Source organism: Leucobacter sp. UCD-THU, assembly GCF_000349545.1.
GTDB lineage: Bacteria > Actinomycetota > Actinomycetes > Actinomycetales > Microbacteriaceae > Leucobacter > Leucobacter muris.
This window is the reverse complement of the sequence record NZ_KB714604.1, coordinates 330,513-343,134: the sequence shown is the minus strand read 5'-3', so window position 1 is coordinate 343,134 and position 12,622 is coordinate 330,513. Positions and strand designations below refer to the sequence as shown.

13 protein-coding genes are annotated in these 12,622 nt (G+C 69.9%); 1 reads left to right on the top strand and 12 read right to left on the bottom strand.

The annotated features are described in order from the left end of the window. Positions 1-19: 19 nt before the first annotated feature. Positions 20-1,087 (top strand): FUSC family protein, encoded by a 1,068-nt coding sequence (locus H490_RS29055; RefSeq protein ID WP_024357161.1) that lies wholly within the window; start codon positions 20-22, stop codon positions 1,085-1,087. A 148-nt stretch (positions 1,088-1,235) separates the two neighbouring features. Here the strand turns inward: H490_RS29055 and H490_RS29050 are convergent, their stop codons facing one another. The 12 genes from H490_RS29050 to H490_RS28995 form a co-directional block, all read right to left on the bottom strand. Then, positions 1,236-1,796 carry a YceI family protein gene (locus H490_RS29050; protein ID WP_017885036.1) on the bottom strand — a complete coding sequence of 187 codons (561 nt, stop codon included), beginning with the start codon at positions 1,794-1,796 and terminating at the stop codon, positions 1,236-1,238. A 432-nt stretch (positions 1,797-2,228) separates the two neighbouring features. After that, positions 2,229-2,957, bottom strand: coding sequence for a type 1 glutamine amidotransferase (locus H490_RS29045; RefSeq protein WP_031290245.1), 729 nt, complete (start codon positions 2,955-2,957; stop codon positions 2,229-2,231). A gap of 56 nt (positions 2,958-3,013) precedes the next feature. Continuing rightward, positions 3,014-4,384, bottom strand: a complete 1,371-nt coding sequence (locus H490_RS29040) for a Mur ligase family protein (protein WP_017885034.1) — start codon at positions 4,382-4,384, stop codon at positions 3,014-3,016. Between the two features lie 32 nt (positions 4,385-4,416). Beyond that, positions 4,417-5,214, bottom strand: a complete 798-nt coding sequence (gene trmD, locus H490_RS29035; RefSeq protein ID WP_017885033.1) for a tRNA (guanosine(37)-N1)-methyltransferase TrmD — start codon at positions 5,212-5,214, stop codon at positions 4,417-4,419. Beyond that, positions 5,211-5,909 carry a ribosome maturation factor RimM gene (gene rimM, locus H490_RS29030; RefSeq protein WP_051066221.1) on the bottom strand — a complete coding sequence of 233 codons (699 nt, stop codon included), beginning with the start codon at positions 5,907-5,909 and terminating at the stop codon, positions 5,211-5,213. The genes trmD and rimM overlap by 4 nt, the downstream gene beginning before the upstream one ends. Further along, positions 5,909-6,205 (bottom strand): RNA-binding protein, encoded by a 297-nt coding sequence (locus H490_RS29025; protein ID WP_017885031.1) that lies wholly within the window; start codon positions 6,203-6,205, stop codon positions 5,909-5,911. The genes rimM and H490_RS29025 overlap by 1 nt, the downstream gene beginning before the upstream one ends. A 5-nt stretch (positions 6,206-6,210) precedes the next feature. Beyond that, positions 6,211-6,633, bottom strand: a complete 423-nt coding sequence (gene rpsP / locus H490_RS29020; RefSeq protein ID WP_017885030.1) for a 30S ribosomal protein S16 — start codon at positions 6,631-6,633, stop codon at positions 6,211-6,213. Positions 6,634-6,902: 269 nt separating this feature from the next. Next, complete coding sequence (locus H490_RS29015) at positions 6,903-8,201, bottom strand: alpha/beta fold hydrolase (protein ID WP_017885029.1); 1,299 nt, start codon at positions 8,199-8,201, stop codon at positions 6,903-6,905. A gap of 70 nt (positions 8,202-8,271) precedes the next feature. Next, on the bottom strand, positions 8,272-8,835 hold the full coding sequence (locus H490_RS29010; protein WP_017885028.1) for a CDP-alcohol phosphatidyltransferase family protein: 564 nt from the start codon (positions 8,833-8,835) through the stop codon (positions 8,272-8,274). A gap of 88 nt (positions 8,836-8,923) precedes the next feature. Further along, positions 8,924-10,069: a hypothetical protein gene (locus H490_RS29005; protein ID WP_017885027.1), complete on the bottom strand. Its 1,146-nt coding sequence runs from the start codon at positions 10,067-10,069 to the stop codon at positions 8,924-8,926. 31 nt (positions 10,070-10,100) lie between these two features. After that, positions 10,101-11,663 carry a signal recognition particle protein gene (ffh, locus tag H490_RS29000; protein ID WP_017885026.1) on the bottom strand — a complete coding sequence of 521 codons (1,563 nt, stop codon included), beginning with the start codon at positions 11,661-11,663 and terminating at the stop codon, positions 10,101-10,103. A 41-nt stretch (positions 11,664-11,704) separates the two neighbouring features. Then, the gene (locus H490_RS28995) at positions 11,705-12,559 is read right to left on the bottom strand and encodes a 3-hydroxyacyl-CoA dehydrogenase (protein ID WP_017885025.1); all 855 of its coding nucleotides are present in this window, start codon (positions 12,557-12,559) and stop codon (positions 11,705-11,707) included. Positions 12,560-12,622 lie beyond the last annotated feature (63 nt).

The window sequence follows — 12,622 nt, the reverse complement described above, 5'->3', positions numbered from 1 at the left end:
CCCGGGAGCGGGGACGGCTGTGACCGGCCTCTCCCCTGCGGGCTGGCGGCGTGCACCGCAGCAGTTGACCGGGCGGTTCATTGCGGAGCGCCGCACACCGCTGATCCAGGTGGTGAAGACGCTGGTGGCGATGGTGCTCGCCTGGTTCACCTGTCTGCTCATCTTCCCTGAGCAGTTGCCCATCTTCGGGGCGATCGCCGCGCTGCTGGTGGTGCAGGACAACGTCGACCAGTCGCTGAGCAAGGGCGTGGAGCGCGTGGTGGGCGTGCTGCTCGGCGTGACCGTGGCGCTGCTCACGGGCGAGGTGCTGGGCCAGCACTCGTGGCTGTTCATCGCGGCCCTCGTGGCGGGCCTCGCGCTCGGCTGGGTGCTGCGCATGACGCCGAGCGCCGCGAATCAGATCGTGGTGAGCGCGCTGCTGATGATCGCGCTCGGCGGGCTCGACCTGCACTACGGCGTGGAGCGGCTGGTGGAGACGCTGATCGGCGCGCTCATCGGCGTCGCGATCAACGCGCTCGTCGCGGCCCCGGTGCGCACGCTGCCGGTGCACGAGGCGATCGTGTCGCTCACGGCCGATGCCGCGGCGTCACTGCGGCGGATCGCCGACGCCCTCGACGCCCCGCGAGATGACGCCTGGCTCGAGCAGATGCACGTCGAAGCGCGTGCGCTGCAGAGCGAGCGCACGCGCGTGCACGGGCTGCTGCGGCAGGCGCGGGAGAGTCTGCGGCTGAACCCGCGCAGCCGGCGGTACCGGCGGGGTCTCGCCGAGGATGACGCACTGTTCCAGCGGTTGCAGCCGATCGTCACGCAGATCGGCGGCATGTCGCGCGCCGTGTACGACCTCTACGAGCCGGACCTCGTCACCGACCCGTCAGTAGTGGGCCTGGTCGAGGAGATGCGCCGTGCCGCGCACGATCTTGAGCGCCTGGTGTCGCTCTCCGGCGACGAGGGGAACGCGGTCGAACCGCCGGCCCTGACGCAGCCGTACACGATTCCGCAGCCCCACCCCGATCACTGGGTGCTCATCGGCTCCCTGATGGAGGATCTGCGACGGGTGCGGGGGCGGATCGTGGGCGAACTCGACTGAGGCGCCACCACCCCGAGCCGCAGTTTCGCGGCACTCGCACATCTGCCCGGTGCCAGCGCCCCCGTCAACGACGTTGCCCCCTCCGGAGGCCGGAGGGGGCAACGTCAGCGGGGCACGAGGTTGAGCGCTGGATGCGCCGCGCGCCGGCTTACTCGCCGGCGAGCGCCGCCTGGATGTCGAGGGTGATGGTGACGTCGGAGCCGAGCAGCAGGCCGCCCTTCTCGAGCGGGGCGTTCCAGGTGAGGCCGAAGTCTTCGCGCTTGACGACCGTGGTGGCGGTGAAGCCTGCCTTGTAGTTGCCGTAGGCGTCCTCGCCGAAGCCGCCGAACTCGAAGTCGAAGGTGACGGGCTTCGTCACGCCGCGCATGGTGAGGTCGCCGTCGACCTTGAACTCGCCGTTCTCCTCGCGCACACCGGTCGAGACGAAGGTGAGCTGGGGGAACTCGTCGGCGGCGAAGAAGTCGCCGGTGCGCAGGTGGCCGTCGCGGTTCTTCTCGTTGGTGTTGATCGACGCGACCTCGGCGCTGGCGGTCACGGTGGTGTCGAGGGGGTTCTCGGCGGTGACGAAGGTCGCCTCGAACTGCTCGAACTTGCCCTTCACCTTGCTGATCGCGAGGTGGCGCACGGAGAAGCCGACCTCGGAGTGGGTGGGGTCGACCTGCCAGGTGCCGACGCGGTAACCGGGAATCTGATCAGCGGTGATGGTCATGGTGTGCCTTTCTGTCGTGGGGCCGCTCGCGGCGGCTTCACGAGGGAACAACGGCCCCATCCAGAACTATATTCCCATGCATATAAATTTTCTTGCGAGAATTCCGGATCGTGGGATGCCGCCCTTCACAGCGCCTGGCGCATGCCCGCGGGTTGCAGGCCCACTGACCTTCCCCGCCTGCTTCCCGCCCGTCTTCCGCTTCGCACCGCCGGGCTTCCTCACCACACCGGCACCCCCCACGAAATCGAGGTCACTTTTTGCCGCGTGTCGCGCGATGACACGGCAAAAAGTGACCCCGATTTACGGCTGCAGGTCCCAAAGGACGGCTGGGACGTCAAATGACGGCCGCCACAGGCCCGGACGCACGCCGTCACAGCCGCAGGCCGCCAGCGACAGCTGCTGGCCGTCAGCCGCAGGCCGTCGGCCGCAGCCCTACCGCGGGCGGCGCTTCGCGCTCTCGCGCGCCCGCTGCACGGTCTCGTCGACGCCCGCCGCGGGTTCGAATGCGCCGTAGCGGCGCTGCGCCGCCTCGCCGATCAGGAAGTCGCTGAGCGCCGGGTTCTTCGGCAGCAGCGAGCCGTGCAGGTAGCTGCCGATCACATTGCCGGTACGGGCGCCCTCGAAACCGTCATCGGGGTTGTTGCCGGCGCCCTGCGTCACGCGCCCCAGCGGCCGCGAACCGGGCCCCAATCGTGTGTCGCCGCTGTGGTTCTCGTAGCCGATGATCTTGCCGAACTCGTCGGAGTCGAGCACGATGTTGCCGATCATGCGCACGTCGCCGCCGCGCGTCTCGACATCGAGCACGCCGATGCCCACCAGCTCGTCGCCCGTGTGCGTGACGAAGCGGTGCCCGAAGAGCTGGTACAGCCCGCACACCATGAGCATGGGAACGCCGTCGCCTGCGAGGGCGCGGATCTCATCGGCCCGTGCGGCGAGATCCTGCGCGACGCGCCCCTGTCCCGAGTCCTGCCCACCGCCGCCCACGACGATGTCGACGTGCTCGGGCAGCGGATCGCCGGGGTTGACCTCGACGACGCGCGGCGCGAAGCCGTGGGCTTTCGCGCGACGCGCGAGCGACAGCACGTTGCCGCGATCGCCGTAGATGTTCATATCGCGCGGATACAGCGACACGATGACGAGCTCGCGCTCGGCAGCGCTCATTCCGGACCGCTCGCCGGCGCTCTCGCCGGCGCCTGCATCCGTGCTCTCGAACGTGCTCACCAGATGTCCTCCACGTCGGTCAGCTCGGCCAGCGCCCGTCGCAGTTCGAGCATGGCGGTGTAGGTGCAGTAGATGCGCCGCGGGCGGGCGCCCTCACCGCCGCGCAGTGTGCGCTCGCGGAACGACGCGAGGGCGCGGCCCAGATCCTCCTCGACCTGCCCCACCGGCACATCGTCGTGCTCGAGTCGCAGCGCCATGTCCCACGCCCGCGTACCCGAGACCGTGTCGACGCCCTCATCGGCGAGCGAGCCGAAGTCGACATCCCACAACCACGACATGTCGCGGCCGTCGGCGTACTGGTCGTTGATCGCGATCATCACGTCGACGCCGCGGGCATCGAACGAGGCGAGCCCGAGCCGGAAGCCCGCGGGGTTCTTCACGAGCACGAGTTCGAGCGGCTGCCCGTCGAGCAGCAGCTGCTCGCCGCGCCCGAACGCGGGCCGCACCTGGGCGAGCGCGGCGACGAGCGCCGCATCGGTGTCGGCTGTGCGGTGCGGGGCCGGGTGCCCCGGCAGCGGGCCGGCGTCGAGCACCATGCGCACGGTCGCGAGCGCCGCGGCCGCATTGAAGGTGTTGTACAGGCCCTCGAGCTTGAGCGCGGTGCGGTGATCGTCGCCCGCGATGCGGAAGACGGCTTCGTGGTCGCCGAGTTCGACAAGGGTGACGTCGGCGTCGGGGCGCTCCGGCGCGTCATCGGCCGCGGCGCCGGCGAGGGGCGTCGCGTGGAAGTCGTCATCGCTCGGGAAGGTGGAGAGCAGCGCCGAGGAGAGGCCGAACTCGCGCACGGCGGGCTTGCCGGCAGCACCGCCGGATCCGCCGCGCTCGCGCGTGCGCTCGCCGATCGCGGCCACCAGCCGATCCTCACGGTTGACCACCACACCCTCGGTGGTGGCGTCGGCGATGCGCTGCAGCAGCTTCGCCGTGGTGTCGATCTCGCCGAAGCGGTCGAGCTGATCGCGCAGCACGTTGAGCAGCAGCGTGAAGCGGGGCTGCACCCGGTCGATGAAGTACATCGCGTGCGCCTCATCGAGCTCGAGCACCGCGACATCGGCGTCGAGCCTGCCGCCGAGCGAGCACTCCTGGATCGCGGCCGCGACGACGCCGCGCGAGAAGTTCGACCCCGTCTTGTTCGTGAAGACGCGCAGCCCGCGGGCCTGCAGTATCTCGACGATCATCTTCGTGGTGGTGGTCTTGCCGTTGGTGCCGCTGACCGCGATCACCCCGTAGGGCAGTCGCCCGAGCACCCGAGCCATGAACCCCGGGTCGAGCTTTTCGACGACGAGGCCGGGCAGGGCGGATCCGCCGCCACGCAGCCGCGCCGCCTGCCGCACCGTCTTGCCGATGACGGCGGAGAGAACATCACGCATGGATCAAGCCTAGAGGTTCTGCGACACCGACGTCATTCGGCGGCGTGACGGCCGCGCGACTCGCCGCGCAGTTCACGCGGCAGCAGCTCGGGTCGCACCCGCCGCGTGCGCTCGATGCGCTGCTCCCGCCGCCAGGCCTCGATGGCGGCGTGGTTGCCGCTCAGCAGCACCGGCGGCACCGCACGGTCGCGCCACTCGGCGGGCTTGGTGTAGCTGGGGTACTCCAGCAGGCCGTCCTCCTCGTGCGACTCCTCGACGAGGCTCTCGGGGTTGCCCACCACACCCGGCAGCAACCGCCCGATCGCCTCGATCATCGCGATCGTGGCGACCTCTCCGCCATTGAGCACGTAGTCGCCGATGCTCACGAGGCGCACCCGGCCGCGTGCGGCGTACTCGTCGAACACGCGCTGGTCGATGCCCTCGTAGCGGCCGCACCCGAAGACGAGGTGCTGCTCGTGGGCGAGCTCGCGGGCCATGCGCTGCGTGAAGACCTCACCGGCGGGCGAGGGGAAGATGATGAGCGGATCGCCGGCCGTGCCGGGCTCGGCGTCAACCGCGGGGGACGCCTCGGACGCGGTGCCTGATCCCGCAGCAGCTCCAGCCTCGGCCAGGATGCCGTCGAGCACCTCGCCCCAGGGCTCGGGCTTCATCACCATGCCGGCTCCGCCGCCCGCGGGCGTGTCGTCGACGGTGCGGTGCTTGTCGTGCGCGGCGTCTCGCAGATCGTGCACGCGCACGTCGATGAGGCCCCGCTGCTTCGCCTTGCCGAGCAGCGACAGCTCCAGCGCGTCGAAATAGCCGGGGAAGATCGAGACGACGTCGATCCTCATGCGGCGGGGCCGTTCCGGTCGGCGTCGCCGACCTCGGCACCGTCGATCTCGGTGTCGGCGTCGGTCTCGCCGGCGGTGATCGCGGGATCCTCGGCGGCGTCGTCGGCGAGCTCCTCGAAGAGGCCCGCGGGCGGGGTCACGCGCACGATGCCCGCTTCGATGTCGACGCTCGGCACGATGGCCTCGACGAAGGGCACCAGCACGGTGCCGCCGTCGGTGGTCACGACGAGCAGATCCTGCGCCGGGAAGTGCTGCACCTCTGCGACGGTGCCGAGCTTCACGTGGCTCGCCCCATCCTCGGCTTCACGCACGACGTCGAGCCCTACGAGCTGGTGGTCGTACCAGGCGTTGTCTTCCTCGCCTTCGGCCACGGCCTGCTCGTCGATCCACAGGATCGCGCGCACGATCCCCTCGACCGCGGTGCGGTCGGGCAGCTCCTGGAAGAAGCCGACCGGCGACTCGTTGAACCAGCGCAGTTCGCGCATGGTGATGGTGCGGCCGAACCACGGCGATTCCTCCGGCACCTGCAGGTGGAACACCGCGCCGGGCGTGAAGCGCAGCTCGGGATTGTCGGTGAAGAGCTCGAGCTTGACGCCGCCCTTCAGCCCGTGAGGTTTGGTGAGGCGCCCGACGCGCAAACTCCCCGCCCCGCTTGCGGGACGGGGAGCTCGCACACGCCCGTGAGCGTCGGCCATCAGACGGCGCCCTCCGCGTCGGCCGAGCCGACCTCGTCGCCGAGGTCGTGCTGGTCGGTGTCGATCACGTCGACGCGCACGCGCCCGCCGTCGGCCAGCGCCGACACGACGGTGCGCAGCGACGACGCCGTGCGACCGCCGCGGCCGATCACCCGGCCGAGGTCGCTCGGGTGCACCCGCACCTCGAGCACCTCGCCGCGCGGGGTCTCGCGAGCATCGACGCGCACCCGTTCGGGGTGGTCGACGATCCCGCGCACCAGGTGGTCGAGCGCTTCGGCCAGCGCCTGCTCAGCCAAGAGGATTAGGCCTCGGTGGTCTCGGCAGCGGCCTCCTCGGCCGGAGCCTCGGCAGCCTCGTCCTTCGCCGCCGGCTTCTCAGCCTTGGGGCGCAGCACGGGCTTCTTGGCCGCGTCGACCTCGAAGACGGGCTTGGGCTCGACAGGCTTGACCTGCGACTCGGTGCTGCCCTCGCCGGTGAACTTGCCCCAGTCGCCGGTGAGCTTGAGGATCGCCGCGACCTGCTCGGTGGGCTGGGCGCCCACGCTCAGCCAGTACTGCGCGCGCTCCGAGTCGACCTCGATGAACGAGGGCTGCTCGGTCGGGTGGTACTTGCCGATCTCCTCGATCACGCGACCGTCGCGCTTGGTGCGCGAGTCGGCGACGACGATGCGGTAGTAGGGGGCGCGGATCTTGCCGAGGCGCTTGAGACGGATCTTGACAGCCATGATGACTCCTTGAATCGAGTGGAACGACGCCGCGCCTCGCGATTCGAACGGGAGCGGAAGCCTGGGCGCGCAGGATTGCGCGAACCCATCAATCCTCACACATTTCAGCCTCAGATGCAATTTTTGTCACGATCAGGGGTTTTGCACCTCTTTCAGGCACTAGACCATGAACGTGGCCCGTCACGGGACGATCGATCCCATCGCCGACTGCGCAATCGCAGCCAGGCGCTCCGCCCAGTCGCGCAGCGCACCAGGGCACCGCAGCTGAGTCAGCGCGACGATCGGGTGCCGCCCAGGCGGCGCTCGAGCGCCGAGAACAGCCGCTCGGCGACCCCGTCGTGGTGCACGCCGTCATGCTCGTACTCGTTCGTCACCCACGCATTGACCGACCCCACCCGTGCGGCGGTGTCGAGCGAGAGCTGCGCATCGACGTACATGTCATCGAAGTAGACGGCGGCCTCGACCGGCGTCTCGTTCGCGGCGAGCCGCTCGGCGTCGTAGAGCGCGATCGGCCACTCCCCCTCGGCAAGCCGCTCCACGCCGGCACGGAAGCCGTGCAGCGAACGGATCTCCTCGAACATCCACGGGAACACCATCTCACCGGTGAAGAGCAGCGGCCGCGACGACTCCGCGAACTCCGGCCGCCGATCCCGCTCGCGCTGCGCCGCCCACGCCGACGGGCCCGGCCCGTAGATCGCCTCCTGCAGCGCCGCGTACAGCGGCTGCCCCGCGAACCCAGTGGCAGCCCCGACCGCTTCCACGAAGGTGTCGCTCAGGCGCGTCTCCGCGGCATCGGCGAACGCCTCGTCGAACAGCCAGTGCACCCGATCGAAGCCGGGCGCCACCCCGAAGCCGAAGCCGAGGGTCTGCAACCGCCGCACGGTGAGACGATCGCCGTCCGCCAAGCGCACATCCTCCGAAGCGAGCACCTCGGCCACCCGCGAGATCCGCTCCACCAGATGCGGCACGCGCTCGCGGAACGTTCGATTCTTCTCGACGACGCGAGGGAAGGTGCGGCGGTAGACCTCCGCAGGATCCGCTTCGAGACCCGCAAGACCGCCCGTCACCGCCGAGCCGACGATCGCCTCCGGCGCCGCCGAGAGATAGTGCAGCGTGAGGAAGCCGCCATAGCTCTGCCCGATGGTCCACCACTGGCGCCCCTCGTAGTGCGTCTTCCGTACCGCCTCGAAATCGCGCACGATCGAGTCGGCGCGGTGCAGCGACAGACGACGGGCCGCCTCGTCGGCGGGCATCGCTCCGAACTCGCCACCGCTCACCGGCGTCGAACGGCCGGTGCCCCGCTGATCCGGAATCACCAGACGGAAGCGATCGAGCGCGGCCCCCACCCAGCCCGAACGGCCCAGCGGACGCGTGCCCTTGCCGCCCGGCCCGCCCTGCAGATGCACGAGCAGCGGAAGATCCTCGTTGCGCTTCTCGGCGGCCACCAGCTCACGGGCGAAGACCCGAATCGTCTCACCGTCAGGATCCGACCAGTCGAGCGGCACCGTCGTCCACACGTCCCGGGCCACGATGTCCGTACCGATCCAATACTCGGGGCTGCTGCTCATGCGATCCACCCTATTGCCAGCCGCAGCCGCACGGCACCCGCCGACGCAGCCGGCATCCGGGCCACCGGATTCACGGACGAGGACGCGGCCGCCTCGGCCCCGCGACCATCAACCGGAAGTAGTCGACACCCACCACGACGTGCATCACCACACCGACGGCCGTGATCCACCGCCCGATGTCGCCGAGCCACCCGAGCCCCGGCAGGATCCCGAACCCCACCGCCGCGATCCCCGTCATCATGACCGCGGTGCGCGCCTTGCCCAGCAGACTGGCCTCGGGAACGCGCGCCGGGCGCGCCACGGCGTAGACCACCAGCAGCACCAGCTCGACCCCGGGGATCGCGATCGCCGTCCACGCCGGCAGCAAGCCCGCCACGATCATCGCGAGCACGATCGCCACCACCCCGACCCGGTCCGCGAGCGGATCGAACAGCTTGCCGAAGCTCGACACCTGGCCCAGCAGCCGCGCGAGCGTGCCGTCGATCCAGTCGCTCGCTCCGAAGATCACGAGCAACACCACGGTGAGCACCGGCTGCTCCCCTTCGACCAGCAGCACCACGATCGGCACCACCAGCAGCAGCCGCAGCAGCGTGATCGCGTTGGGCAGTGTCGCCCAGGATCTCTCGCCCGTCATGCGCCCCTCCCCTTGCGTCTCGGAAGCAGTCTACGCGGGCGAGTATGGCACCGGCGGCCCGCGCGAACTGCGGGCGCCGCGCCGCCCGTCAGCTGCGGTCGAGCCACCAGCCGAGCAGATGCGGGAAGCCGAGCATCACCGCGACCGCCAGCGCGAGCGCCGCCGTCGACCAGGCCGCCGAACGCCGCCGCAGCCGCCGCCCCGCCGCCGCGACCTGCGTGCGCGGCCGATCCGCCCGCGGATCCGTGTAGTGACCGGCCTGATGGCCGAGCTCCCGCGCGACCAGTTCCGAGAAGAGCAGCATCGCGGTGACCTCCGCACGGTCGGAGGCGGCGCGGAAGCGGTGGGAGGCGACCACGAGCCGGTCCTCGACCACCTCGATGTCCCAGCGACGACCGTGATCGAGGAGGCAGACCATGACGTCGGGGGTGAGCAGCTCCAGCGCGTCGCGCGCGTACCCCTCCGGCGCGTATACCGCGAAGTAACGGTCGAAGTCGCCTTCGAGCGAGAGGCGCTGCACACCCGGCAGGAACGACCGCAGACGGCCGTTGCGGCGCGAGTCGATCATGAGGTGCGGCAGCACGCGCGGCAGCGGCATCTCCAGCACGCGGAACGCGGAACGCGGCCCCTTCGGGTCGCTCTTGCCGCCCGTGTAGCGCGCCACCGCGATCTGGAAAGCGGGACGCCTCGCCACGGGCCGCCCCCGGCCCGCTTCGCTGCGCCAGATCGCGAAGTCCGCGCTGAAGAGCGAAGCGGCCGCAGGATCGGCGGCGGCCGCGTCTCGCAGGCGCCGGCTCCGCGGTGCGGTGCGACCCTCGGCGAGCAGGATCCCGAGACGCTCGGGCGGGAAACCGAAACGCGAGTACCCGAGGTCGCGCTCAGCGGCGAAGCGCGCGAACGCGATCCCCCGCCGCGTATCAGCCGGCAGCGACAGCAGCACGAGGCCCCAGATCCAGAACCCGATCGAGGCCCAGATCAGCACCATCATCAGCAGCCCGCGCGACCAGTCCAGCCAGTCCGGCAACGGGATCGCCACCGGCACTTCGAGCGTGAGGCACGAGGCGAGCAGTGTGAGAGGCACCGCCGTCATCACCACGACGGCGCCCCGAGCGGCCGAGCGGAACACTGTCGGATCCGCCGCCCGCACCTCGCGCCAGCTCACCCGACGCGGCCACTCGGAGCGGAACAGCGCCAAGCGCGCCGCAGGATCGGCCTCGCCGTCTCCGCCCGTCACGCCCGCCCCTCGCACGATGAGGGGTCGCGCCTCAGCGCAGCCCCTTGCCGAGCATCTGCTGCAGCTTCGCGAGATCTTCCTCGCTCGGCTGAGCCTTGCCCGCCGCGCCGAGCCCGAAACCGGAGCCCGCGGGAGCCGCAGCCTGCTGAGCGGCCACGCCGGCGGCCTCCTGGGCGCGCTTGGCCGGGTTGCCCGACTGCTTCTTGCCCTTGCCCTTCGCCTGCTGCTTCTTCTTGCCGCCGTGGCTCATGCCCGGCATCGGCCCCATGCCCGGGATCTGCGGCACGCCGCCACGGGCCACCGTCTTCATCATCTTCGCGGCCTGCTCGAAGCGCTGCACGAGCTGGTTCACGTCGGTGACCGTCATGCCCGAACCCTTCGCAATGCGCAGACGGCGCGAGCCGTTGAGGATCTTCGGGTTCTGCCGCTCGGCCTTCGTCATCGATTGGATGATCGCCTCGGTGCGCACGATCTCGCGCTCGTCGAAGTTGTCGAGCTGATCCTTCATCTTGCCCATGCCGGGCAGCATCCCCATCATCTTCTTCAGGGAGCCGGCCTTGCGCAGCTGCTGCATCTGGCCGAGGAAGTCGTCGAGGGTGAAGGCGTCGGTGGCGATCTTCTCCGCGACCTTGCGCGCCTCGTCTTCGTCGAAAGCCTGCTGGGCCTGCTCGATGAGGGTGAGGATGTCGCCGAGGTCGAGGATGCGGCTCGCCATGCGGTCCGGGTGGAAGGGCTCGAAATCGCCGAGGCCCTCACCGGTGGAGGCGAAGAGGATCGGGCGCCCCGTCACGCTGCGGATCGAGAGTGCGGCGCCGCCCCGGGCGTCGCCGTCGAGCTTCGTCAGCACGACACCCGTGAAATCGACGCCCTCCTGGAAGGCCTGCGCCGTCGCGACGGCATCCTGGCCGATCATGGCGTCGATGACGAAGAGCACCTCGTCGGGCTCGGTGGCCTTGCGGATGTCGGAGGCCTGCTGCATCAGCTCGGCATCGACGCCCAGGCGGCCGGCGGTGTCGATGATGACGAAGTCGTACTGCTTCGACTTCGCCTCGGCCACGCCGTTCTTGGCGACCTTCACCGGATCGCCGACACCGTTGCCCGGCTCCGGCGCGTAGATCGCAACGCCCGCCTGCTCCGCGACGACGCTCAGCTGGGTGACCGCGTTGGGGCGCTGCAGGTCGCAGGCCACGAGCATCGGCGTGTGGCCCTGATCCTTCAACCACTTCGCGAGCTTGCCGGCGAGCGTCGTCTTGCCCGCACCCTGCAGGCCCGCGAGCATGATGACCGTGGGCGGGTTCTTCGCGAACTCCAGCCGGCGCTGCTCGCCGCCGAGGATGCCCACGAGCTCCTCGTTGACGATCTGCACCACCTGCTGCGCCGGGTTGAGCGCCTGGTTGACCTCGTCGCCGAGCGCGCGCTCGCGCACCTTGCCCGTGAACTCCTTGACCACGTCGAGCGCGACGTCGGCCTCGAGCAGGGCGCGACGGATCTCGCGCACCGTGCTGTCGACGTCGGAGGCCGACAGCTTGCCCTTCGCACGGAGGTTCTTGAAGGTCTCGGTGAGCCGAGCAGACAGGTTTCCGAAAGTAGCCATAGCGGATTCAGTCTACCCGGCTCGCCCCCGGCCTTCGGACCTCACTCGTAGGAGTAGAAGCCCCGGCCCGACCCCTTGCCCAGGTAGCCCTTGTCGATGTACTCGCGCTTGATGTACTCGGCGAACTGGCGCTGTTCGGGATCGTCGCTGTCCTTGCCCAGGTTGTAGGGGGTCATCATGCCGACGACGTCGTAGATCTCGAACGGCCCGGCCGGTGCCCCGGTCGCGATCTTCCAGGTGCGGTCGATGTCCTCGGGGGTCGCCACGCCGCGCACCAGCAGCCGCGAGGCCGCATTCAGGAAGGGCACGAGCAGCGAGTTCAGCACGTACCCCGGCTGCTCCTTGCGGATGCGGATCGGCACCATGCCGATCTGCTCGGCGAACTGGGCGACGGCCTCGAAGGCCTCGGGGTCGGTGCCCGCGTGCCCCATCACCTCGCCCGTGTTCTTCGCCCACACCTCGTTCGCGAAGTGCAGCGCGAGAAACTTCTCGGGCCGCCCCGTGAACGGAGCGATGTCGCTCGGCAGCAGGGTCGAGGAGTTCGTGCAGAAGATCGTGCGCTCGGGGGCCACCGCGGCGACCTTCTCCCAGGTCTGCTGCTTGATGTCGAGACGCTCGGGCACGGCCTCGATGATGATGTCGGCATCGCGCACCGCGTCTGCGAGGTCGGAGCTCGTGCGGATGCGCGCCACAGCGGCGTCGAGCTTCTCGGGCGTCGCGTCCGGCAGGTCGCGCAGGTAGAGCGGCTTCAGGTACTCCCAGCGGGCCGGCAGCTTCGCGAGGATCTCGTCGCTCAGATCGTAGGCGACCACGTTCTTGCCGGAGTACGCGGCTTGGAAGATGATCTGGGATCCGAGTACGCCGGTTCCGAGTACGGTGAGGTTCTGCAATGTCATGCCTTTCTCGAATGATCCGCCTCGTGGGCGGTGATCCGGTCCGGCGGTCGCAGCGCGGGGCTC